This window comes from Enterobacter asburiae (assembly GCF_024599655.1).
Classification (GTDB): domain Bacteria; phylum Pseudomonadota; class Gammaproteobacteria; order Enterobacterales; family Enterobacteriaceae; genus Enterobacter; species Enterobacter asburiae_D.
In genome coordinates, this window is the sequence record NZ_CP102247.1 from 603,199 (window position 1) to 625,049 (window position 21,851).

Genomic DNA, 21,851 nt, shown 5'->3' on the forward strand with positions numbered 1-21,851 from the left:
GGTTACCCCTTACGCTCTGAAGCGTAAGGGGTAAAAGCATTACAGTGCGGCAATAACCGCCTGCTGCTCAATCAGCTTGGTCTTCGCATCGGCGAAAGCAACCAGACGCTCACGCTCTTTCGCGATGACTGCTTCCGGCGCGCGGGCGACAAAGCCTTCGTTCGCCAGCTTGCTTTCGATTTTGCCAATTTCCACGTCGACTTTCGCCACTTCTTTCGCCAGACGCGCCAGCTCGGCGTCCTTGTCGATCAGGCCTGCCATCGGGATCAGCAGCTCGGCGCCGTCGATGATTTTGGTCACGGAAACCGGACCTTTGTCATCCGCAGGCAGCACGGTGATGCTTTCCAGACGCGCCATGGTCTTGAGGAAGGTGTTGTTCTCGGTGACGCGACGAACAGCCGCTTCGCTGCAGCCACGAAGCAGCAGCTCCAGCGGTTTGCCAGGGGCGATGTTCATTTCAGCACGGATGTTACGTACCGCGACGATCGCCTGTTTCAGCCACTCGGTATCCGCGGACGCCGCTTCATCAACCTTAGCCGCATCGAATTCCGGGAACGGCTGCAGCATGATGGTATCGGCGTTGATGCCTGCAATCACCTTCACGCGTTGCCAGATAGTTTCGGTGATAAATGGAATGACCGGATGCGCCAGGCGCAGAAGACCTTCCAGAACGGTAATCAGCGTATTGCGCGTGCCGCGCAGTTCCGCCTCAGTACCGCCGTTCATCACCGGCTTCGCCAGCTCCAGATACCAGTCGCAGAACTGGTTCCAGGTGAATTCATACAGGATGCCCGCCGCGATATCGAAGCGGTAGCTGTCCAGCGCCTCGCGGAACGCTTTCACCGTCTGGTTGAATTCCGCCAGGATCCAGCGGTCCGCCAGAGACAGGGTCATTTCGCCGCCGTTGAAGCCGCAGTCCTGATCTTCGGTGTTCATCAGCACGAAGCGGCTGGCGTTCCACAGCTTGTTACAGAAGTTACGGTAACCTTCCAGACGCTTCATGTCCCAGTTGATGTCACGTCCGGTAGAGGCCAGTGCCGCCAGGGTGAAGCGCAGGGCGTCGGTACCGTGAGACTCGATCCCGTTCGGGAACTGTTTCTCGGTGCGCTTGCGGATTTTCTCAGCCAGCTGCGGCTGCATCATGTTGCCGGTACGTTTTTCCAGCAGGTCTTCCAGAGAGATACCGTCAACCATGTCCAGCGGGTCAATCACGTTACCCTTGGACTTGGACATCTTCTGGCCTTCGTCGTCGCGGATCAGACCGGTCATGTAGACGGTATGGAACGGAACCTGCGGCTTGCCGTCTTCGTCTTTGATGAAGTGCATGGTCATCATGATCATGCGGGCAATCCAGAAGAAGATGATGTCGAAGCCGGAGACCATCACGCTGGTTGGGTGGAACTGACGCAGCGCGTCGGTGTTTTCTGGCCAGCCGAGGGTGGAGAACGTCCACAGCGCGGAGGAGAACCAGGTGTCCAGCACGTCTTCGTCCTGACGCAGCGCAACATCCGCGCTCAGGTTATTTTCCTGACGCACTTCGTCTTCGGTGCGGCCAACGTAGACGTTTCCTTCGTTGTCGTACCACGCCGGAATACGGTGACCCCACCACAGCTGACGGGAGATACACCAGTCCTGAATGTCACGCATCCAGGAGAAGTACATGTTTTCGTACTGCTTCGGCACGAACTGAATGCTGCCGTTCTCAACCGCTTCAACAGCTGGTTTCGCCAGCACGTCGGCACGCACGTACCACTGGTCGGTCAGCATTGGCTCGATCACCACGCCGCCACGGTCGCCGTACGGCACGGTCAGATCGTGAGGTTTGATCTCTTCGAGCAGGCCGAGCGCGTCAACGGCAGCCACAATCGCTTTACGCGCGGCAAAGCGTTCCAGCTTCTGGAACTCCGCCGGGATGTCGCTGGAGTAAACGTCAGACTCTTCGCCTTTGGTGTCGTACACTTCTGCGCTTTCACGGATATCACCGTCAAAGGTCAGGATGTTGATCATTGGCAGGGCGTGACGACGACCAACTTCATAGTCGTTGAAGTCGTGCGCAGGGGTGATTTTTACACAACCGGTGCCTTTTTCCATGTCGGCGTGTTCGTCGCCCACAATCGGAATACGGCGGTTTACCAGCGGCAGCACCACGAATTTGCCGATCAGATCTTTATAACGCGGATCTTCCGGGTTAACGGCCACGCCGGTATCGCCCAGCAGGGTTTCCGGACGGGTGGTCGCCACCACCAGGTAATCTTTACCGTCGGCGGTTTTTGCGCCATCGGCCAGCGGATAGCGGATGTGCCACATGGAGCCTTTAGACTCGCGGTTTTCCACTTCCAGGTCAGAGATGGCGGTGCGCAGTTTCGGGTCCCAGTTTACCAGGCGTTTGCCGCGGTAAATCAGGTCTTCTTTGTACAGGCGGACGAAAACTTCTTTAACGGCGTTGGAAAGGCCTTCATCCATGGTGAAGCGCTCGCGCTCCCAGTCCACGGAGTTGCCGAGACGGCGCATCTGACGGGTAATGGTACCGCCGGATTCCGCTTTCCACTGCCAGATTTTGTCGATGAACGCGTCGCGACCGTAGTCGTGGCGGGTTTTACCTTCTTCAGCGGCAATTTTACGCTCAACCACCATCTGGGTCGCGATACCCGCGTGGTCAGTCCCCGCCTGCCACAGGGTATTTTTACCCTGCATGCGCTGGTAGCGGATCATGGTGTCCATGATGGTCTGCTGGAAAGCATGACCCATATGCAAACTGCCGGTGACGTTCGGCGGCGGGATCATGATGCAGAAGGACTCTTTGCTTTCGTCGCCGTTAGGCTTGAAATAGCCCTGCTGTTCCCAGTGCTCGTAAAGCGGCTGCTCGATATCGCGTGGGTTATATGTCTTTTCCATTATTTCCAGGTTGCCGTATTCAGGTTAAAACCAGCCAGGCGGTACGCTTTATAGCGTTCGCGCGCCAGTTGTTTCAAAGATTCTTCGTAAGGGACAAAGTCTACCACTTCTGTGAAAGCGGTGGCAAAATCTGCAAAATCTATCCGCAGGCTAATCAGAATATCGCGCGCGCTGCTGTTGCGCTTTTGCGGCCAGGCAATTTCAACCGGTGCTCCACCGCGCGGCCCTTCGCCCGACAGGTTATGCGGGACAAAACTCTCCGGCGGGCGCGCCCACAGCGCCTCATCAAGGCGAATGGCCTGCTGTTCATCTTCACAGGCAATCAGAACGCGTTTACCTGCGCGCCAACGTTCTGCGGCAATTTCACACACCAGCTGTTCGACGGCGCTGAGGCCATCCTGATGGGTGTCGTTGTCCAGAAGGTAGAACGTTGCATTCTTCATATATGGGGCTTCTTGTCGTGGATTTAAATGCAAAGCCGGGTGGCGCTACGCTTACCCGGCCTACGGTTGAGTGACGCTGTAGGCCGGGTAAGGCGAAGCCGCCACCCGGCGTTTTACATCACTCGTCGCCGTTAAAACCCGCACGATTGAGCAGGAACTGCGACAGCAGCGCCACTGGACGGCCGGTTGCGCCTTTGGCTTTACCGGAACGCCATGCGGTGCCCGCGATATCCAGGTGCGCCCAGTTGTACTTGCGGGTGAAGCGTGCCAGGAAGCAGCCCGCGGTGATCGCACCGCCAGGACGTCCGCCAATGTTCGCCATATCCGCAAAATTAGACTCCAGCTGATCCTGATACTCGTCACCTAGCGGCAGACGCCATGCGCGGTCCCCGGCCTGCTCTGAGGCACCAATAAGCTCGTGCGCCAGAGGATTGTGGTTCGACATCAGGCCGGTGATGTGGTGGCCCAGCGCAATCACACAGGCACCGGTGAGGGTGGCGACGTCAATCACCGCTTCAGGCTCGAAGCGCTCAACGTAGGTCAGCACGTCACACAGCACCAGACGGCCTTCGGCGTCGGTGTTCAGCACTTCAACGGTCTGGCCGGACATGGTGGTCAGCACGTCACCCGGACGATAAGCGCGGCCGCCAGGCATGTTTTCGCAGCCCGCTAGTACGCCGATCACGTTGATAGGCAGCTGAAGTTCCGCAACCATGCGCATCACGCCGTAAACCGCCGCCGCGCCGCACATGTCGTACTTCATCTCGTCCATGCCTTCGGCAGGCTTGATGGAGATACCACCGGAGTCGAAGGTCAGGCCTTTACCGACCAGTACAATCGGGCGCGCGTCTTCGGACGGGTTGCCTTTGTACTCGATGACGGACATCAGGGATTCATTCTGCGAGCCGTTACCGACCGCCAGGTAAGAGTGCATCCCCAGCTCTTTCATCTGCTGTTCGCCGATGACGCGGGTAATGACGTTTTTGCTGTAGGCGTCGGCCAGCTGACGTGCCTGAGAGGCCAGGTACGCCGCGTTACAGATGTTAGGCGGCATGTTGCCGAGATCTTTGGCCGCTTTAATGCCGGCTGCGATCGCCAGACCGTGCTGGATCGCGCGCTCGCCGCTGGTCAGTTCGCGACGGGTTGGCACGTTAAAGACCATTTTACGCAGCGGACGACGCGGCTCGCTTTTATTGGTCTTCAGCTGATCGAAGCTGTACAGGCTCTCTTTTGCCGTTTCAACCGCCTGACGCACTTTCCAGTAGGTGTTACGTCCTTTGACGTGCAGCTCGGTCAGGAAGCAGACGGCTTCCATTGAGCCAGTATCATTCAGCGTATTGATTGTTTTCTGAATCACCTGCTTATACTGACGTTCATCCAGCTCGCGCTCTTTGCCGCAGCCAATCAGCAGAATACGCTCTGACAGTACGTTCGGAACATGGTGCAGTAACAGCGTCTGCCCAGGTTTGCCTTCCAGTTCGCCACGGCGCAGCAGGGCGCTAATATAGCCGTCACTGATTTTATCGAGTTGCTCGGCGATCGGGGAGAGTCGGCGTGGTTCAAAGACGCCCACAACGATGCAGGCACTCCGCTGTTTCTCCGGGCTACCGCTTTTTACACTGAACTCCATGCACTACGCTCCTGAATCTTAAAGACAACGGCGGCTGCTACGGATAGAATTGAAACCTTTCGTAACTCATGTCCGCTGTTGTGGTGACTTCGTGTTAATCTTACGTTACTACGGTTTCGACACGTCAGAAAAAGTCCTGAAGCGTGAATCCGCTGGATGTTTTAATCTTAGCGATGATTTCGACGACTCAAGAGAATAAATGACGTTTAAGCCATGAAACAAGCGAAATTCCTGCAAAGAGACGGGTTTTTACGGGCGTATTTAAAGTGATAATCATAAGATATCTGGTGCGGGAGACGCTCAAAAGCCAACTGGCGATCCTCTTCATCCTGCTGCTGATTTTTTTCTGTCAGAAGCTGGTTAAGATCCTCGGTGCGGCCGTTGACGGCGAAATTCCAACAAATCTGGTGCTTTCCCTGCTTGGTTTAGGGATCCCGGAAATGGCGCAGCTCATCCTGCCGCTAAGTCTTTTCCTTGGCCTGCTCATGACGCTTGGGAAACTCTACACCGAGAGTGAAATCACGGTGATGCATGCCTGCGGCCTGAGTAAAGCCGTACTGGTGAAAGCGGCCATGATACTGGCGCTGTTCACGGGCATTGTTGCGGCGGTGAATGTGATGTGGGCGGGCCCCATGTCTTCCCGTCATCAGGACGAAGTGCTGGCCGAGGCGAAAGCCAACCCTGGCATGGCGGCGTTAGCCCAGGGGCAGTTCCAGCAGGCGACCGACGGCAACTCCGTGCTGTTTATTGAGAGCGTTGACGGCAGTAAATTCAACGACGTATTCCTGGCGCAGTTACGTCCCAAAGGTAACGCGCGTCCGTCAGTGGTGGTTGCAGACTCCGGCCAGCTTGCTCAGCGCAAAGATGGTTCTCAGATCGTGACGCTGAACAAAGGCACCCGTTTCGAAGGCACCGCGATGCTGCGCGACTTCCGTATTACGGATTTCCAGAACTATCAGGCCATTATCGGCCATCAGGCGGTGGCGCTCGATCCAACGGATACCGAGCAAATGGACATGCGGACCCTCTGGAATACCGATACCGACCGAGCGCGCGCTGAGTTCCACTGGCGTATTACGCTCGTCTTCACCGTGTTTATGATGGCGCTGATTGTCGTTCCGCTGAGCGTGGTTAACCCGCGTCAGGGACGCGTGCTCTCTATGCTGCCGGCGATGCTGCTTTACCTGATCTATTTCCTGCTGCAAACCTCGATTCGTTCTAACGGCGCGAAGGGTAAGCTGGACCCTATGGTCTGGACATGGTTCGTCAACAGCCTGTACATCTTACTGGCGCTGGGATTAAACCTGTGGGATACGGTGCCTGTGCGCCGCATACGTGCCCGATTCTCGCGTAAAGGAGCCATCTAATGCAGGCGTTTGGCGTTCTTGATCGCTATATCGGTAAAACCATTTTTACCACCATCATGATGACGTTGTTCATGCTGGTGTCGCTCTCCGGTATTATCAAATTTGTCGACCAGTTGAAAAAAGCCGGGCAGGGGAGCTATGACGCGATGGGGGCGGGGATGTATACCCTGCTCAGCGTGCCGAAAGATGTGCAGATCTTCTTCCCGATGGCGGCCCTGCTGGGCGCGCTGCTGGGGCTGGGAATGCTGGCGCAGCGCAGTGAGCTGGTCGTTATGCAGGCCTCGGGCTTTACCCGCATGCAGGTCGCGCTGTCGGTCATGAAAACCGCGATCCCACTGGTGCTGTTGACCATGGCGATTGGCGAGTGGGTCGCACCGCAGGGCGAACAGATGGCGCGTAACTACCGTGCGCAGGCAATGTACGGCGGTTCACTGCTCTCGACTCAACAAGGTTTATGGGCAAAAGACGGTAAAAACTTCGTCTACATCGAACGAGTAAAGGGAAATGATGAACTCGGTGGGGTGAGCATCTACGCGTTCGATGACCAGCGCCGTCTGGAGTCAGTCCGCCACGCCTCTTCGGCGAAATTTGACGCCGAACATAAACAGTGGCGTTTGTCCCAGGTAGATGAGTCTGACCTGACCGATCCGAAACAGATCGCCGGTTCTCAGACGGTCACCGGGACGTGGAAAACCAACCTGACGCCCGATAAGCTCGGGGTCGTGGCGCTGGATCCTGACGCGCTCTCCATCAGCGGGTTACACAACTATGTGAAATACCTGAAGTCGAGCGGGCAGGATGCAGGACGTTATCAGCTCAACATGTGGAGCAAAATCTTCCAGCCGATGTCCGTGGCGGTGATGATGCTGATGGCGCTGTCGTTTATCTTTGGCCCGTTGCGCAGCGTGCCGATGGGCGTGCGCGTGGTGACCGGTATCAGCTTCGGCTTTGTGTTCTACGTGCTCGACCAGATCTTCGGTCCGCTGACGCTGGTTTATGGCATTCCACCGATCATTGGTGCGCTGCTGCCAAGCGCCAGTTTCCTCCTTATCAGCCTCTGGCTGTTGTTGAAACGCTCCTGATTGACCTCTCCTCGCTTCCGGTTAACCGGGAGCGAGGCTAATCTCCTGTTTCACCCCGCACTTTTTCTCACAACCTTCAACGCCTCGCCCTGAATTTGAGTATTATTGAGCGATAAAGTCGTGAAGGGATCCTCTATGAAGCAAATTCGAATGCTTGCCCAGTATTACGTCGACCTGATGATGAAGCTTGGGCTGGTGCGTTTCTCCATGCTGCTTGCGCTGGCGCTGGTCGTTCTGGCCATTGTCGTGCAAATGGCCGTCACCATGGTTCTGCATGGTCAGGTCGAGAGTATCGACGTCATCCGCTCCATCTTCTTTGGCTTGCTCATTACTCCCTGGGCGGTCTATTTCCTTTCCGTGGTGGTTGAACAGCTGGAAGAGTCCCGTCAGCGTTTGTCAAAACTGGTCGATAAACTGGAAGAGATGCGCGAGCGTGACCTGAAGCTCAACGTCCAGCTCAAAGACAACATTGCGCAGCTGAACCAGGAGATTTCAGATCGTGAGAAGGCGGAGGCCGAGCGTCAGACCACGCTGGAGCAGTTGAAAATAGAAATGAAAGAGCGCGAGGTCACGCAGATCCAGCTTGAGCAGCAATCCTCTTTCCTGCGGTCGTTCCTCGATGCTTCACCGGATCTGGTGTTTTACCGTAATGAAGATAAAGAGTTTTCCGGCTGTAACCGGGCGATGGAGTTGCTCACCGGGAAAAGCGAGAAGCAGCTGATTAACCTGAAGCCGCAGGACGTTTATTCTGAAGAGGCGGCGGCCAAGGTCATGGAGACGGACGAAAAAGTATTCCGCCATAACGTTTCGCTGACCTATGAACAGTGGCTGGATTACCCGGACGGACGTAAAGCCTGCTTTGAGATCCGTAAGGTGCCCTACTATGACCGCGTGGGGAAACGCCATGGCCTGATGGGCTTTGGCCGCGATATCACCGAGCGTAAGCGCTATCAGGACGCCCTGGAGCGCGCCAGCCGCGACAAGACTACCTTTATCTCTACTATCAGCCACGAGCTGCGTACGCCGCTTAATGGCATTGTCGGGCTGAGCCGTATTCTGCTGGATACCGACCTGACCGCTGAGCAGGAAAAATACCTCAAGACTATCCATGTCTCAGCGGTCACGCTGGGTAATATCTTCAACGATATTATTGATATGGATAAGATGGAGCGCCGTAAAGTTCAGCTTGATAATCAGCCTGTTGATTTCACCAGCTTCCTTGCCGATCTCGAAAACCTGTCCGGCCTGCAGGCGCAGCAGAAGGGACTGCGTTTTATCATGGAGCCAACCCTGCCGCTGCCGCATAAAGTGGTGACTGACGGCACGCGTCTGCGCCAGATCCTGTGGAACCTTATCAGCAACGCGGTGAAATTTACCCAGAAGGGGCAGGTGGCGGTGCGCATCCGTTTTGACGAAGGCGATATGCTGCACTTCGAGGTGGAAGACTCCGGGATGGGGATTCCGCAGGAGGAGCAGGACAAAATTTTCGCGATGTATTACCAGGTGAAGGACAGCAACGGCGGGAAACCGGCTACCGGAACGGGCATTGGCCTGGCGGTCTCTAAACGGCTGGCGAAAAGCATGGGGGGCGATATCACCGTTGCCAGCCAGCCGGGTAAAGGGTCAACCTTCACGCTGACGGTGCATGCGCCGGCGGTGGCTGAGGAGGTTGAGGATACCTTTGAAAACGACGACATGCCGCTGCCTGCGCTGCACGTCCTGCTGGTGGAAGACATTGAGCTGAACGTGATTGTGGCGCGCTCCGTGCTGGAGAAACTGGGCAACAGCGTGGATGTCGCGATGACCGGTAAGGCCGCGCTCGAGATGTTTAAACCGGGCGAATACGATCTTGTCCTGCTGGATATTCAACTACCGGATATGACCGGGCTGGATATCTCGCGTGAGCTGACGCGTCAGTATGCGGCCGACGAACTGCCGCCGCTGGTGGCGCTGACGGCGAACGTGCTGAAAGATAAAAAAGAGTATCTCGATGCCGGTATGGACGATGTACTCAGCAAGCCGCTGGCGGTGCCTGCTCTGACCGCCATGATTAAGAAGTTCTGGGATACCCGTGATGAAGAGGAGAGCACCATGACGTCTGTTGATAGCGCAAAAGCCCAAACGATACTCGATACCGCGATGCTGGAGCAGTACATCGATTTGGTCGGCCCGAAACTGATTACCGATGGTCTGGCGGTGTTCGAAAAAATGATGCCGGGCTATCTGAGCGTGCTGGAATCAAACCTGACGGCTCGTGACCAGAAGGGCATTGTGGAAGAAGGACATAAAATTAAAGGTGCCGCCGGCTCGGTTGGCTTACGCCACCTGCAGCAGCTGGGTCAACAGATTCAGTCGCCTGATTTACCTGCATGGGAAGATAACGTGGGTGATTGGGTTGAAGAGATGAAACAAGAGTGGCAAAACGATGTGGCGGTGCTTAAAGCCTGGGTCGATGCCAGAAAAAAATGACCCCGGCTTAACCGGGGTGCGCGAATACTGCGCCAACACCAGGGAAATCGTGGCTGCGCCTGTTTTTTAAAGTTATTTTCGAAAGGGCGCTGCCTGAAAAATTTAGGCCGCACGCAGATAAGATAGCAAATCTTAAATGGTTTGTTACATGAATCAGTGAAATGTGTGAAGCATAGCGTTTTAATCAAAATTATTAATGTGCTTCAGCAAGTTGCAGAAAAGGATTGTCATGATGAAAAAAATTGGTGTCGTGCTGAGCGGATGCGGTGTTTACGATGGTTCTGAGATACATGAAGCCGTAATCACGCTGCTGGCCCTGGCTAAGCACGGAGCAGAGATTATTTGTTTTGCGCCAGACAAAAATCAGGCGGATGTAATTAATCATCTGACCGGTGAGCCGATGGCGGAAACCCGTAATGTACTGATTGAAGCCGCGCGTATTGTGCGAGGTGATATCCATCCTCTTATTCAGGCAGATCCTACAGAGCTTGATGCGCTCATTGTGCCGGGTGGGTTTGGCGCGGCCAAAAATCTCAGTACCTTTGCTGCGCAGGGCGCGGAGTGTCAGATCGATCCTCATTTAAAGGCACTGTCGCAGGCCATGCATGCGGCAGGAAAACCGCTGGGCTTTATCTGCATCGCGCCGGCAATGCTGCCCAGGATTTTTGATTTCCCGCTGCGCCTGACTATCGGGACGGATATTGATACCGCAGAGATCGTCGAGGAAATGGGGGGCGAACACGTTCCGTGCCCGGTTGATGACATTGTGGTTGATGAAGATAACAAAATTGTCACTACACCAGCGTATATGCTGGCGAATAATATCGCTGAGGCGGCCTCAGGGATTGAAAAGCTGGTGGCCCGCGTGCTGGTGCTGACTGAATGAGGCGTAAATTTGCCGCAGGCGCAGGGGTGAAACGTATTCTCTGGCGTATCGTTCTTGTACTGGCGGTATTCTGGGGAGGCGGGCTGGCTTTATTCAGCATTATGCCGGTTCCGTTCTCTGCCGTTATGGTTGAGCGCCAGCTCGGCGCGTGGTTCAGCGGCGATTTCGGCTATGTTGCCCACTCTGACTGGGTGAGCATGGACGAGATCTCCCCGTTCATGGGGCTGGCGGTCATCGCGGCGGAGGACCAGAAATTCCCGGAGCACTGGGGGTTCGACGTGGCGGCCATTGAGAAGGCGTTAGCCCATAACGAACGCCATGAAAACCGCGTGCGCGGTGCGTCAACCTTGTCGCAGCAGACGGCCAAAAATCTGTTTCTGTGGGATGGTCGAAGCTGGGTGCGAAAAGGGCTGGAAGCGGGGCTGACCCTGGGGATGGAAACGGTCTGGAGCAAAAAACGCATTCTGACCGTCTATCTCAACGTCGCTGAGTTTGGCGACGGTGTTTTCGGCGTGGAAGCTGCCGCGCAGCGTTATTTCAATAAGCCAGCCAGCCGTCTGAGCATGTCAGAAGCAGCGCTATTAGCCGCGGTTTTACCGAATCCCATCCGCTTTAAAGCCAGTGCCCCATCAGGGTACGTGCGAAGCCGTCAGGCGTGGATCATACGCCAGATGAATCAGCTGGGCGGAGAGGGTTTTATGCAGCGTAATAATCTTATGTAGGGCGGGTAAGCGCAGCGCCACCCGCCGAGGGGCGAACGTTAGTCTTCGTCAAAGCCAGCGTTAAACAGGGCAATCACCGCCGCCAGCGCTTCCTCTTCCTGAGGCCCGGTGGCTTCAACTTCAATCTGGCGCCCTTTGGCGGAATCCAGCATCAGCAGGGCGATCACGCTGTTCGCTTCCGCTTCGGTACCTTCGTCATTCCGCAGCAGAACCTCTGCATCGAAACCCTGCATCAGCTCAAACAGTTTCATCGCCGGGCGTGCATGCATACCCAGCTTATTGGTGATCTCAACGGTTTGTTTTACGGTCATGTTTTACGTTTTTCCAGCGTGCGATGACGGGACTGAACGTTCTTCCCGCGCGAGCGGAAATAGTCGGCCAGCTGTTCGGCGATATAAACCGAACGATGTTTACCGCCGGTACAGCCAATCGCCACCGTCAGGTAGCTACGATTGTTTGTCTCCAGCATAGGTAACCATAGCTCAAGGTAGCTTCGCGTCTGGTAGATAAAATTGTGAACTTCTGTGTGCCGGTCGAGGAAGGCCGCGACGGGTTTATCCAGACCGGTCATTGGACGCAGCTTCGGATCCCAGTGCGGGTTCGGCAGGAAGCGCACGTCGAAAACGTAATCCGCATCGATCGGAATACCGTGCTTAAAGCCGAAGGATTCGAACACCATCGTCAGTTCACGCTCGCGTTTACCCAACAACCGGGTACGCAGCATTTCCGCCAGCTCGTGAACGGACATCTCAGAGGTGTCGACAATCAGGTCGGCACGAGAACGCAGCGGCTCCAGCAGGTCGCTCTCTTCATCGATAGCGCTCTCCAGAGAGAGGTTCTTACTGGAAAGCGGATGCAGGCGACGGGTATCGCTGTAGCGGCGGATTAGCGTATTGCGGTCTGCATCAAGGAACAGCAGCTGAGGCGAGAACGCATCAGGCAGGTTGCTCATGGCCTGTTCGAAGATCTCTGGCGATTCAGGCATGTTACGGACGTCGATACTGACGGCGGCAGAGGTTTGTCTCTCCGCAAGCGTGCGTGCCAGATCGGGCAATAACACGACCGGCAGGTTATCGACGCAGTAAAAACCCATGTCTTCCAGCGCGCGCAGAGCAACGGATTTCCCCGACCCTGAACGACCGCTGACAATCATCAGCACCATGTTCCGTTTCTCCTCAGGACAACAGATGTGAAGGCCATCTCCTGGTTATGCATCATCCTGATTGCCTTCTGCTTCAGTGATAATCTGATAGAGCTCTTCATCACTTTGGGCCGAGCGCAGTCGACGGCAAATGGTTTTATCGGCCAGACGTTTTGCGACCAGCGACAGCGTATGCAGATGGGTTTTCGTCTGATCGGCAGGCACCAGCAGCGCGAAGAGGAGATCGACGGGCTGGTTATCAATGGCATCGAAGGCGATGGGTGTTTCAAGCTGCACAAACACACCAACGGCACGCAGGGTATCCTCTTCCAGTTTGCCGTGCGGGATCGCGATGCCGTTGCCGATACCGGTACTGCCCATTTTTTCACGGGTCAGAATCGCTTCGAATACCACCTGCGGCGGCAGGCCCAGCTGTTTTGCAGCCAGTTCACTGATGATCTCCAGCGCACGTTTTTTGCTCTGGCAGTGAACCGCACTGCGGGTACATTCCTGGTTAAGGACATTGCTCAGTTGAAGAGCGGAATCGTTGTTCATCATAATTTCACCTAAGCGCTAACTGTACAAATGGCCTGTTGTGTTTCACAACAGGCCGTCCTGCACCCGTTAACTGCCCGGACAATTAGTGTTGTTTCAGTTTATCTTTATGTTTATTGAGCTGTCGTGCAAGCTTATCAATCAAGCCGTCGATAGCAGCGTACATGTCTTGCCCTTCCGCACTGGCATGCAGTTCACCCCCGTTAACATGCAGGGTGGCATCCGAGATATGAGTCACTTTCTCCACTTTCAACACAATATAGACCTGATTGATCCTTTCGAAATACTGCTCGAGTTTTGCAAACTTCGCGTTCACAAAGTCGCGTAAAGCCTCAGTAATTTCGACGTTTTGTCCAGTGATGTTGAGCTGCATAGTGTCTTCCTTATCGGTTGTGTCAGACCAGCTGTTTACGCTGGTTGGACGGCGGAATGGATAAAGACTCTCGATACTTCGCAACAGTACGACGTGCCACCATAATACCCTGATCGGACAGCATGGTGGTTAACTTACTGTCGCTTAGTGGCTTCGCGGGGTTCTCCGCGGCGATCAACTTCTTCACCAGGGCACGAATGGCCGTTGACGACGCTTCGCCGCCGCCCTCGGTATTCACATGGCTGGAGAAGAAATACTTAAGCTCAAAAATACCGCGTGGACTGTGCAGATACTTCTGCGTGGTGACACGGGAAATGGTTGATTCATGCATTTCGACGGCCTGGGCGATATCCGCCAGTACCATCGGTTTCATATACTCTTCGCCCTGCTCAAAGAACGCCTGTTGCTGTTCGACAATACAGCGGCTGACGCGTAGCAGCGTATCATTTCGGCTCTCCAGACTTTTGATCAACCATCGCGCTTCCTGAAGATTGCTACGAATATATTGATTGTCGGAGTCGTTACGCGCGCTGGTGCACATGGAGGCATACTGCTGGTTGATTTGCAGGCGAGGGATGCTGTCTGAATTCAGTTCAACGACCCAGCGGTCATTGTGTTTTCTGACCAGCACGTCCGGGATCACGTACTCGGGCTCGCTGGTCTGGATCGACTGTCCCGGGCGCGGATCGAGCGACTGGATCAGATTCACCGCTTCTTTCAACACCTCTTCCTTCAGGCGCGTGACGCGCATCAGGGAGCGGAAATCGTGGTTGGCCAGCAGATCCAGATGATCGCTGATGATTAAGCGCGCCTCGTCGATCCATGGCGTCTCTTTGCTGAACTGAGAAAGCTGGATCAGCAGGCAGTCACGCAGATCTTTTGCGGCCACGCCTACCGGATCGAAACGCTGGATGCGCTTCAGAACGGCTTCGATCTCCTCAAGCTCAATCTCTTCGTCGCCCATGCTTTCCAGAATATCGTCCAGCGTGACGGTCAAATAGCCGGTGTCGTCAACGGCATCGACAATTGAGGTGGCAATCGCGCGGTCGGTATCGGAGAAGGGGGTGAGTTCCACCTGCCACATCAGGTAATCCTGCAGCGACTGGGTGGTTTCTCCCTGATAGACCGGTAGCTCATCATCCTGGTAGTCTGCACGCGTACCGGAAGGGGTTCCGGCGGTGTAGATTTCATCCCAGCTGGCATCCAGCGGTAGCTCGTCGGGCATCTCTTTTTGTTCGAGTGCATCCGCGGTGTCAAGCGCTTCTGTATCCTGAGATTGCTGGGTATCTACCTCGTCATGAAGATCGGTTTGTTCCAGCAGGGGGTTGCTGTCCAGCGCCTGCTGGAGCTCCTGCTGAAGTTCTAACGTGGACAGTTGCAACAGGCGAATTGCCTGCTGTAGCTGCGGCGTCATCGCCAGTTGTTGGCTGAGCCTTAATTGCAAACCTTGCTTCATGTTCAGAGCATTTTTCTCCGGTTCGGCGTTACGTTACCTCTACCCTATCAGAGTCTGAAGTCTTCCCCAAGATAGACGCGCTTAACATGATCGTCTTCGAGGATCTGCTGCGGCGTACCGTGGGCGATCAGATTGCCCTGGCTCACAATATACGCGCGTTCACACACGGCCAGCGTTTCACGGACGTTGTGGTCGGTGATCAGTACGCCAAGCCCGCTGTCACGCAGGTGTTCAATGATACGTTTAATGTCGATAACCGAGATCGGGTCAACGCCCGCAAACGGTTCATCCAGAAGGATAAATTTCGGGTTTGCGGCCAGCGCACGTGCAATCTCAACGCGGCGGCGTTCACCCCCGGAGAGTGCCTGACCGAGGCTATCACGCAGGTGCTCGATGTGGAACTCTTCCATCAGCTCGTTGGCACGATCCTGACGCTGTTCGCTGGTCAGGTCGTTACGAATTTGCAGGACCGCCATCAGGTTATCGTAAACGCTAAGACGACGGAAAATGGAGGCTTCCTGCGGCAGATAGCCGATCCCGCGACGCGCGCGCGCGTGCAGCGGCAGAAGGCTGATGTCTTCATCGTCAATGATAATGTTGCCGGCATCGCGCGGCACAATGCCAACGACCATGTAGAAAGTGGTGGTTTTACCCGCACCGTTAGGGCCAAGCAGCCCTACAATTTCGCCGGAGTTGACGGTCAGACTGACATCTTCTACGACACGGCGGCCCTTATAGGCCTTCGCGAGATTTTTTGCAGTTAATGTTGCCATAACGAATTAGTTACTCTTCTTCTGTGCCGGGGCCTGGCCTTTGCCTTTATCCTGCAGCTGCGACGGAACCAGTACGGTCGTGACGCGTTTGCCTTTCTCGCTGGAGGCCTGCATTTTTTGCTCTTTCACCAGATAGGTGATCTGGTCGCCGGTAATGTTGCTGTCCAGCTGTTCCAGATACGCATTTCCGGTCAGGATGACCAGGTCCTTCGCCAGCTCGTAGTGCATATGCGAGGCGTGACCTTTCACCGGCTTGCCGTTGTCCTGCATCTGGTAGAAGGTCGCCGGGTTGCCGTAACCATCAATGATCTCTTTGCCCTGCTCGCCACCCGGACGAGTCACGACCACTTTGTCGGCGTTAATTTTGATGGTGCCCTGAGTCATGACGACGTTACCCGTGAAGGTGACGACGTTACCCTGCATATCGAGAGACTGGGTATCGGACTCGATATGGATCGGTTGGTCGGTATCGCCCGTTACAGCAAGCGCGGGGAGACTGGTCGCCAGCATCGCGCTGGCGATAATTACTTTAAGGCTGAGTTTGTTTGTTTTGAATTTCATAGGAGGTTCTAACCTTTTCAATCAGCTCGGCGTTTTTGCTGCGTAAGTTCCCGCGCATTCTCAAACCGCTGGAATTAAATGTTGTGCCATACAGTGTGACCAGATCCTGCGAGGTCACGTCCTGGGTTACCAGGTTAATCTGGGCATTATCCGTCGTAATTTTTCGCAGTTGCGAGTCAGCGGTCAGGGCGTTGACTTCAACGTGGCCATACAGATAAAGCATACGGTCATTTGTCAGTTTTGCCCGATCTGACTTAATTGACCACGTCGGGACTTTGTCCTTATCAAAGGTGGTCATGACAGGCTGGGTAAACCACGAAATACCGTCATCTGAAAAATATTCAACATGCTGGGCAATCAGGCGATAGTTCAGCGCGCCTTCCGGGCTGTAGACCACGGTGTCGCTGTGATCGCTTTTATAGGTTGGATCGTTATTGTTGACCACTTGCGTTTGCGTATCGTCGCGATCGGCAAGGTTCACGCCAATCAAGACCAGTGCGACAAGCGACAGCAAAATGATAATCCAGCGTCTGGTTTTACTCATATCGATTGCCCTTTGGCCTCATCAAGCTTGCCCTGCGCCAGCAAAAGCAGATCGCAGACTTCACGTACGGCACCACGGCCCCCGTTGATGTGGGTAACGTAGTCAGCGCGCGGGATCAGCAGCGGATGCGCATCGGCAACGGCGATGCTCAGCCCAACTTCAGCCATCACGGGCCAGTCAATCAGATCGTCCCCGACGTAGGCCACGTTTTCCGGTGCGATAGCCAGTTTACCCAGTAAATCCTTAAACGCCGCCATCTTATCGGATTGACCCTGATACAGATGGGTAATACCTAAGGTTTCACAGCGATCTTCTACCAGTTTAGCTTTTCGTCCGGTGATGATAGCAACCTCAATACCCGAGGTGAGCGCACAGCGGATACCGTAGCCGTCGCGAACGTTAAACGCCTTCAGCTCTTCACCATTATTGCCCATGTAAATCAGGCCATCGGAGAGTACCCCATCCACATCCAGGATGAGCAGACGAATGTTTTCCGCCTTTGCCATCATCTGGGTACTGACCGGACCATAACAGGTTGCAAGGGATGCACCCGCATTACTCATTGTCTTATCCTTCATTACACTACGCCTGCGCGCAGCAGATCATGCATATGTACCACACCCAGCAACTGGTCGCCATCGGCAACCATAACGGAGGTGATATGGCGGGACTGCATCAGGTTCAGCACATCCACGGCCAGCGTACCCGGACGCACGCGGATACCGCCCGGCGTCATCACGTCGGCAATGCCGAGCGTGCGGACATCTACACCCATGTCGAACACGCGACGCAGGTCGCCATCGGTGAAGATCCCCTGAATTTTCATCAGATCGTCGCACACGACCGTCATACCCAGATTCTTGCGGGTGATTTCCAGCAGCGCATCACGCAGGGAGGCTTCTTTACTGACGTGAGGGATCTCATCCCCGGTGTGCATAATATCGTTTACCCGAAGCAGCAGCTTGCGCCCCAGCGCACCGCCCGGGTGGGAAAGCGCGAAATCTTCCGGCGTAAAACCGCGGGCTTCGAGCAGCGCGACGGCAAGCGCATCCCCCATGACCAGCGCGGCGGTGGTGCTTGACGTCGGCGCCAGGCCGAGCGGACAGGCCTCCTTGGGCACTTTCACGCACAGGTGAATATCAGCCGCGCGCGCCATGCTGCTTTCAGGGCGGCTGGTCATGCAAATAAGCGGCACCTGCAGACGCTTCAGTACCGGGATCAGCGCCAGGATCTCATTGGACTCACCGGAGTTGGACAGCGCGATGACGATATCCTGCGGCGTGACCATACCCAGGTCGCCGTGCGCGGCTTCCCCCGGGTGTACAAAGAAGGAAGAGGTTCCGGTGCTGGCAAATGTTGCCGCCATTTTGCGTCCAATGTGGCCGGACTTGCCCATCCCCATCACCACGACTTTGCCGGCACAGTAGAACATCTTCTCACATGCCAGACTAAAATCCTGATTAATGTACTGATCTAACTGCGCCAGACCTTCACGTTCAATCTCCAGAACCTCTTTGCCTGCTTTCTGAAAGTCAAAACCCGGCTGCAATTCTATTTGCGACATAATGCGTTTCCGTTTACCCAGAGAGAAGAGGCGAGAGCCAGTACAGCATCGCCATCCATACGATAAATCCACCCGTCAGCAGCGCGCCTGCGCCTTTGCCGATCTGTCGTTGCCGCCGCCAGCAGAGCAGGGCAAATATCACGCTGACCAATAACATCACGCCGTAGTCGCGTGAGAACGCCAGGGGATTAAAGGGCCCTGGCGTAATCAGGGCCGGCAGACCCATCACAATGGCGATATTAAAAATGTTAGAACCGATGATATTACCAATGGCAATGTCATCCTCACCTTTACGCGCCCCCGCAATGGCCGTGGCGAGCTCCGGCAGGCTGGTACCGATGGCAATCACCGTCAGGCCGATGGTCAGTTCACTGATGGCGAAATAGTTCGCCAGCACCGTCGCGTTATCCACGACCATGCGCGTGGCCATCGGCATGATGATCAGCGCAACGCCAAGCCAGAGCAGGGCAACTGGCAGCGTGCCTTCTCGCGGAAGTTCGGCGACCTGCTCACGCGTGAGGCTATCCTGGCCCTGCTTCTCAGCCAGACGGGCGATTTTAACACTATACAGCAGCCAAATAACGGCCAGCGCCAGCAAGAAAATGCCGTCGCTGTAGCTCAGTACACCATCGTAAAAAACGCAGCCTGCCAGCAGGCTTACGATTAACATTAGCGGCAATTCACGGCGCAGAACATCAGAATGCACGCGAAATGGATGGAGCAGGGCGGCCAGGCCTAAAATCAAGAGTATATTGACGATGTTAGAGCCAATCGCGGTACCGACTGCCAGGTCTAACTGACCATGCAGCGATGCCGAGACAGAGACGATGATTTCAGGAAGTGACGTTCCAACACTGACCACGGTCATCCCGATGACGACAGGCGGTACGCCCGTCAGGCGACACAGGATAGATGCAGCAAACACTAAACGGTCAGCACTGTAGACCACCAATAGTAAACCAATTATTAACAGTGCTGTTGCTAAAAGCATCAAAAGTCCTTTCTTCAGGTATACTCGTCGGTCCATCGCGCGCGAATGGCTGGACTGCATACAGTCTGAGGCGTAACGAATTCCTAATTTTGACTTTATGCGCCGGAAAAGTAAAACAAATGCCAGCTTTCGCTAACCTCAACGGCTATTATTCTGTAAAAATGCGGAGTTGAGGGCTGATTCAGGCGGCATGCCTTAACGTGAGCAGGGTAATAAAGGAACCATAAATGAGCCAAACGATGGCGAATTTAGTCGATGTTCGCGGTGTGAGTTTTTCTCGCGCCAACAGATTGATATTTGATGATATTTCGTTGACCGTACCGCGTGGCAAGATCACTGCCATCATGGGGCCGTCCGGGATCGGTAAAACGACCCTGCTGCGCCTTATTGGTGGGCAGATCCCACCCGATCGCGGTGAAATCCTCTTTGATGGCGAAAACATCCCGGAGATGTCACGCTCGCGCCTGTATACTGTCCGCAAACGCATGAGCATGCTCTTTCAGTCTGGAGCCTTGTTCACCGACATGAATGTCTTTGATAACGTGGCCTACCCGCTGCGCGAGCATACCAGCCTGCCGCCGGAACTGCTGAAAAGCACGGTGATGATGAAGCTTGAAGCCGTCGGTTTGCGGGGCGCCGCGAAGCTGATGCCTTCGGAGCTGTCCGGTGGGATGGCGCGCCGTGCCGCGCTGGCGCGAGCCATTGCATTAGAACCTGATTTAATCATGTTCGACGAACCGTTTGTTGGACAGGATCCCATCACGATGGGCGTGCTGGTGAAGCTCATCTCTGAACTGAACAGTGCGCTTGGCGTCACCTGCATTGTGGTATCTCACGATGTACCGGAAGTTTTGAGCATTGCCGATTACGCCTATATTGTGGCGGACAAAAAGATCGTTGCACACGGTAGCGCCCAGGCGCTGCAGGAAAATTGCGATCCGCGCGTGCGGCAGTTCCTCGACGGTATTGCCGATGGCCCTGTGCCGTTCCGCTACCCGGCGGGCGACTATCGTGACGATTTACTGGGAATAGGGAGTTAAGCCACTCATGCTGTTAAATGCGTTGGCCGCTCTCGGACACCGTGGCATAAAAACCATCAGGACGTTCGGGCGTGCCGGATTGATGTTATTCAACGCGCTGGTCGGCAAGCCGGAATTCCGTAAGCACGCGCCGCTATTGGTGCGGCAGCTTTATAATGTCGCCGTGCTGTCGATGCTCATCATCATTGTTTCCGGTCTGTTTATCGGTATGGTGCTTGGGCTACAGGGCTACCTGGTTCTGACAACCTACAGTGCGGAAACCAGCCTCGGGATGCTGGTGGCGCTCTCGCTGCTGCGTGAACTGGGGCCGGTTGTGGCGGCGCTGCTGTTCGCCGGGCGTGCGGGGTCGGCATTAACGGCTGAAATTGGCCTGATGCGTGCGACCGAGCAGCTCTCCAGCATGGAGATGATGGCGGTCGATCCGCTGCGTCGCGTGATCTCACCGCGTTTCTGGGCGGGGGTGATCTCTTTACCGCTGCTGACTATTCTGTTTGTCGCCGTGGGTATCTGGGGCGGTTCGCTGGTTGGCGTGCACTGGAAAGGCATTGATGCCGGTTTCTTCTGGTCCGCGATGCAGGACGCCATTGACCTGCGAATGGATCTGGTTAACTGCCTGATTAAAAGCGTGGTATTTGCCATTACGGTCACCTGGATTGCATTGTTCAATGGTTACGATGCCATCCCGACGTCGGCGGGCATTAGCCGTGCAACTACACGTACAGTCGTACATTCGTCGCTGGCCGTACTGGGTCTGGATTTTGTGCTCACCGCACTGATGTTTGGGAATTGAGTTCATGCAAACGAGAAAAAATGAAATTTGGGTCGGTGTATTCCTGCTGCTGGCGCTGCTGGCCGCGCTGTTTATCTGCCTGAGAGCGGCGGATATCACGTCTGTGCGCACCGAGCCGACGTATCGCATCTATGCCACCTTCGATAACATCGGCGGGCTGAAGGCGCGTTCACCGGTTCGTATCGGCGGCGTGGTGATCGGACGCGTCTCTGACATTACGCTTGATGAGAAAACCTATCTGCCACGCGTCGCGATGGATATCGAAGAGCGTTACAACCATATCCCGGACACCAGCTCCCTTTCTATCCGCACTTCCGGCCTGCTGGGCGAACAATATCTGGCGCTTAACGTCGGCTTTGAAGACCCCGAGCTGGGAACGACTATCCTTAAAGACGGTAGCGTCATTCAGGATACGAAATCCGCGATGGTGCTGGAGGATATGATTGGTCAGTTCCTTTACAGCAGTAAAGGGGATGAGAAAAAATCCGACGCTGCCCCAGCGCAGAGCGAAGATCATACCGACGTCGCACCGACGCCAGGTGCTGCGAATTAATATCAGGAGAAGTCAT

The 21,851-nt window shown here is 55.2% G+C and carries 22 protein-coding genes; 8 read left to right on the plus strand and 14 right to left on the minus strand.

Going from position 1 to position 21,851, the window contains the following annotated elements:
- Positions 1-39 precede the first annotated feature (39 nt).
- From NQ230_RS02890 to pepA, 3 genes are all read right to left on the minus strand, one after another.
- Positions 40-2,895 carry a valine--tRNA ligase gene (locus NQ230_RS02890; protein ID WP_121424782.1) on the minus strand — a complete coding sequence of 952 codons (2,856 nt, stop codon included), beginning with the start codon at positions 2,893-2,895 and terminating at the stop codon, positions 40-42.
- On the minus strand, positions 2,895-3,338 hold the full coding sequence (holC, locus tag NQ230_RS02895) for a DNA polymerase III subunit chi (RefSeq protein WP_008502815.1): 444 nt from the start codon (positions 3,336-3,338) through the stop codon (positions 2,895-2,897). The genes NQ230_RS02890 and holC overlap by 1 nt, the downstream gene beginning before the upstream one ends.
- A gap of 118 nt (positions 3,339-3,456) precedes the next feature.
- Positions 3,457-4,968, minus strand: a complete 1,512-nt coding sequence (gene pepA / locus NQ230_RS02900; protein ID WP_023309366.1) for a leucyl aminopeptidase — start codon at positions 4,966-4,968, stop codon at positions 3,457-3,459.
- Between the two features lie 266 nt (positions 4,969-5,234).
- Here pepA and lptF point away from each other — a divergent pair, with 266 nt between their 5' ends.
- From lptF to mtgA, 5 genes are all read left to right on the plus strand, one after another.
- Positions 5,235-6,335, plus strand: coding sequence for an LPS export ABC transporter permease LptF (lptF, locus tag NQ230_RS02905; RefSeq protein WP_024906345.1), 1,101 nt, complete (start codon positions 5,235-5,237; stop codon positions 6,333-6,335).
- On the plus strand, positions 6,335-7,417 hold the full coding sequence (lptG, locus tag NQ230_RS02910) for an LPS export ABC transporter permease LptG (protein WP_029739610.1): 1,083 nt from the start codon (positions 6,335-6,337) through the stop codon (positions 7,415-7,417). Before lptF ends, lptG begins: the two co-directional genes overlap by 1 nt.
- Before the next feature lie 135 nt (positions 7,418-7,552).
- Positions 7,553-9,886 (plus strand): aerobic respiration two-component sensor histidine kinase ArcB, encoded by a 2,334-nt coding sequence (gene arcB / locus NQ230_RS02915; protein WP_257259883.1) that lies wholly within the window; start codon positions 7,553-7,555, stop codon positions 9,884-9,886.
- 232 nt (positions 9,887-10,118) lie between these two features.
- Complete coding sequence (elbB, locus tag NQ230_RS02920) at positions 10,119-10,772, plus strand: isoprenoid biosynthesis glyoxalase ElbB (RefSeq protein ID WP_257261304.1); 654 nt, start codon at positions 10,119-10,121, stop codon at positions 10,770-10,772.
- Positions 10,769-11,494, plus strand: a complete 726-nt coding sequence (mtgA, locus tag NQ230_RS02925) for a monofunctional biosynthetic peptidoglycan transglycosylase (RefSeq protein WP_121424779.1) — start codon at positions 10,769-10,771, stop codon at positions 11,492-11,494. Before elbB ends, mtgA begins: the two co-directional genes overlap by 4 nt.
- Before the next feature lie 38 nt (positions 11,495-11,532).
- Here mtgA and npr read toward each other — a convergent pair whose 3' ends face one another.
- From npr to NQ230_RS02980, 11 genes are all read right to left on the minus strand, one after another.
- Positions 11,533-11,805, minus strand: a complete 273-nt coding sequence (npr, locus tag NQ230_RS02930) for a PTS phosphocarrier protein NPr (protein WP_003861872.1) — start codon at positions 11,803-11,805, stop codon at positions 11,533-11,535.
- Positions 11,802-12,656: an RNase adapter RapZ gene (gene rapZ, locus NQ230_RS02935; RefSeq protein WP_014885397.1), complete on the minus strand. Its 855-nt coding sequence runs from the start codon at positions 12,654-12,656 to the stop codon at positions 11,802-11,804. The genes npr and rapZ overlap by 4 nt, the downstream gene beginning before the upstream one ends.
- A gap of 45 nt (positions 12,657-12,701) precedes the next feature.
- Positions 12,702-13,193 carry a PTS IIA-like nitrogen regulatory protein PtsN gene (gene ptsN / locus NQ230_RS02940; RefSeq protein WP_008501443.1) on the minus strand — a complete coding sequence of 164 codons (492 nt, stop codon included), beginning with the start codon at positions 13,191-13,193 and terminating at the stop codon, positions 12,702-12,704.
- Positions 13,194-13,275: 82 nt separating this feature from the next.
- Complete coding sequence (gene hpf / locus NQ230_RS02945; RefSeq protein ID WP_008501444.1) at positions 13,276-13,563, minus strand: ribosome hibernation promoting factor; 288 nt, start codon at positions 13,561-13,563, stop codon at positions 13,276-13,278.
- A gap of 22 nt (positions 13,564-13,585) precedes the next feature.
- On the minus strand, positions 13,586-15,019 hold the full coding sequence (gene rpoN, locus NQ230_RS02950; RefSeq protein ID WP_063143582.1) for an RNA polymerase factor sigma-54: 1,434 nt from the start codon (positions 15,017-15,019) through the stop codon (positions 13,586-13,588).
- Between the two features lie 47 nt (positions 15,020-15,066).
- Positions 15,067-15,792, minus strand: a complete 726-nt coding sequence (lptB, locus tag NQ230_RS02955; RefSeq protein WP_023309359.1) for an LPS export ABC transporter ATP-binding protein — start codon at positions 15,790-15,792, stop codon at positions 15,067-15,069.
- Positions 15,793-15,798: 6 nt separating this feature from the next.
- The gene (gene lptA / locus NQ230_RS02960) at positions 15,799-16,353 is read right to left on the minus strand and encodes a lipopolysaccharide ABC transporter substrate-binding protein LptA (protein WP_023309358.1); all 555 of its coding nucleotides are present in this window, start codon (positions 16,351-16,353) and stop codon (positions 15,799-15,801) included.
- Positions 16,322-16,897, minus strand: a complete 576-nt coding sequence (gene lptC / locus NQ230_RS02965; RefSeq protein WP_121424777.1) for an LPS export ABC transporter periplasmic protein LptC — start codon at positions 16,895-16,897, stop codon at positions 16,322-16,324. The genes lptA and lptC overlap by 32 nt, the downstream gene beginning before the upstream one ends.
- Positions 16,894-17,460 carry a 3-deoxy-manno-octulosonate-8-phosphatase KdsC gene (gene kdsC / locus NQ230_RS02970; protein WP_023309356.1) on the minus strand — a complete coding sequence of 189 codons (567 nt, stop codon included), beginning with the start codon at positions 17,458-17,460 and terminating at the stop codon, positions 16,894-16,896. Before kdsC ends, lptC begins: the two co-directional genes overlap by 4 nt.
- 14 nt (positions 17,461-17,474) lie before the next feature.
- Positions 17,475-18,461 (minus strand): arabinose-5-phosphate isomerase KdsD, encoded by a 987-nt coding sequence (gene kdsD / locus NQ230_RS02975; protein ID WP_023333606.1) that lies wholly within the window; start codon positions 18,459-18,461, stop codon positions 17,475-17,477.
- 13 nt (positions 18,462-18,474) lie between these two features.
- A complete protein-coding gene (locus NQ230_RS02980; RefSeq protein WP_023309354.1) occupies positions 18,475-19,452 on the minus strand; it encodes a calcium/sodium antiporter in 978 nt (325 codons plus the stop codon).
- Between the two features lie 227 nt (positions 19,453-19,679).
- Between NQ230_RS02980 and mlaF the strand changes: the two genes are divergently transcribed.
- From mlaF to mlaD, 3 genes are read left to right on the plus strand one after another with little or no spacing between them, the layout of a single operon-like run.
- Positions 19,680-20,492, plus strand: a complete 813-nt coding sequence (gene mlaF, locus NQ230_RS02985; RefSeq protein ID WP_023309353.1) for a phospholipid ABC transporter ATP-binding protein MlaF — start codon at positions 19,680-19,682, stop codon at positions 20,490-20,492.
- A 7-nt stretch (positions 20,493-20,499) separates the two neighbouring features.
- Positions 20,500-21,282, plus strand: a complete 783-nt coding sequence (gene mlaE, locus NQ230_RS02990; protein WP_023333605.1) for a lipid asymmetry maintenance ABC transporter permease subunit MlaE — start codon at positions 20,500-20,502, stop codon at positions 21,280-21,282.
- A 4-nt stretch (positions 21,283-21,286) separates the two neighbouring features.
- Entirely contained in the window at positions 21,287-21,835 is a 549-nt protein-coding gene (gene mlaD, locus NQ230_RS02995; protein WP_023309352.1) for an outer membrane lipid asymmetry maintenance protein MlaD, read from the plus strand.
- Positions 21,836-21,851: the final 16 nt, after the last annotated feature.

Bases quoted from the DNA above. Each gene is read 5' to 3' on its own strand.
- NQ230_RS02890 (WP_121424782.1), bottom strand. From the start codon at position 2,895: ATGGAAAAGACATATAACCCACGCGATATCGAGCAGCCGCTTTACGAG.
- holC (WP_008502815.1), bottom strand. From the start codon at position 3,338: ATGAAGAATGCAACGTTCTACCTTCTGGACAACGACACCCATCAGGAT.
- pepA (WP_023309366.1), bottom strand. From the start codon at position 4,968: ATGGAGTTCAGTGTAAAAAGCGGTAGCCCGGAGAAACAGCGGAGTGCC.
- lptG (WP_029739610.1), top strand. From the start codon at position 6,335: ATGCAGGCGTTTGGCGTTCTTGATCGCTATATCGGTAAAACCATTTTT.
- arcB (WP_257259883.1), top strand. From the start codon at position 7,553: ATGAAGCAAATTCGAATGCTTGCCCAGTATTACGTCGACCTGATGATG.
- elbB (WP_257261304.1), top strand. From the start codon at position 10,119: ATGAAAAAAATTGGTGTCGTGCTGAGCGGATGCGGTGTTTACGATGGT.
- mtgA (WP_121424779.1), top strand. From the start codon at position 10,769: ATGAGGCGTAAATTTGCCGCAGGCGCAGGGGTGAAACGTATTCTCTGG.
- npr (WP_003861872.1), bottom strand. From the start codon at position 11,805: ATGACCGTAAAACAAACCGTTGAGATCACCAATAAGCTGGGTATGCAT.
- rapZ (WP_014885397.1), bottom strand. From the start codon at position 12,656: ATGGTGCTGATGATTGTCAGCGGTCGTTCAGGGTCGGGGAAATCCGTT.
- ptsN (WP_008501443.1), bottom strand. From the start codon at position 13,193: ATGATGAACAACGATTCCGCTCTTCAACTGAGCAATGTCCTTAACCAG.
- hpf (WP_008501444.1), bottom strand. From the start codon at position 13,563: ATGCAGCTCAACATCACTGGACAAAACGTCGAAATTACTGAGGCTTTA.
- rpoN (WP_063143582.1), bottom strand. From the start codon at position 15,019: ATGAAGCAAGGTTTGCAATTAAGGCTCAGCCAACAACTGGCGATGACG.
- lptB (WP_023309359.1), bottom strand. From the start codon at position 15,792: ATGGCAACATTAACTGCAAAAAATCTCGCGAAGGCCTATAAGGGCCGC.
- lptA (WP_023309358.1), bottom strand. From the start codon at position 16,353: ATGAAATTCAAAACAAACAAACTCAGCCTTAAAGTAATTATCGCCAGC.
- lptC (WP_121424777.1), bottom strand. From the start codon at position 16,897: ATGAGTAAAACCAGACGCTGGATTATCATTTTGCTGTCGCTTGTCGCA.
- kdsC (WP_023309356.1), bottom strand. From the start codon at position 17,460: ATGAGTAATGCGGGTGCATCCCTTGCAACCTGTTATGGTCCGGTCAGT.
- kdsD (WP_023333606.1), bottom strand. From the start codon at position 18,461: ATGTCGCAAATAGAATTGCAGCCGGGTTTTGACTTTCAGAAAGCAGGC.
- NQ230_RS02980 (WP_023309354.1), bottom strand. From the start codon at position 19,452: ATGCTTTTAGCAACAGCACTGTTAATAATTGGTTTACTATTGGTGGTC.
- mlaF (WP_023309353.1), top strand. From the start codon at position 19,680: ATGAGCCAAACGATGGCGAATTTAGTCGATGTTCGCGGTGTGAGTTTT.
- mlaE (WP_023333605.1), top strand. From the start codon at position 20,500: ATGCTGTTAAATGCGTTGGCCGCTCTCGGACACCGTGGCATAAAAACC.
- mlaD (WP_023309352.1), top strand. From the start codon at position 21,287: ATGCAAACGAGAAAAAATGAAATTTGGGTCGGTGTATTCCTGCTGCTG.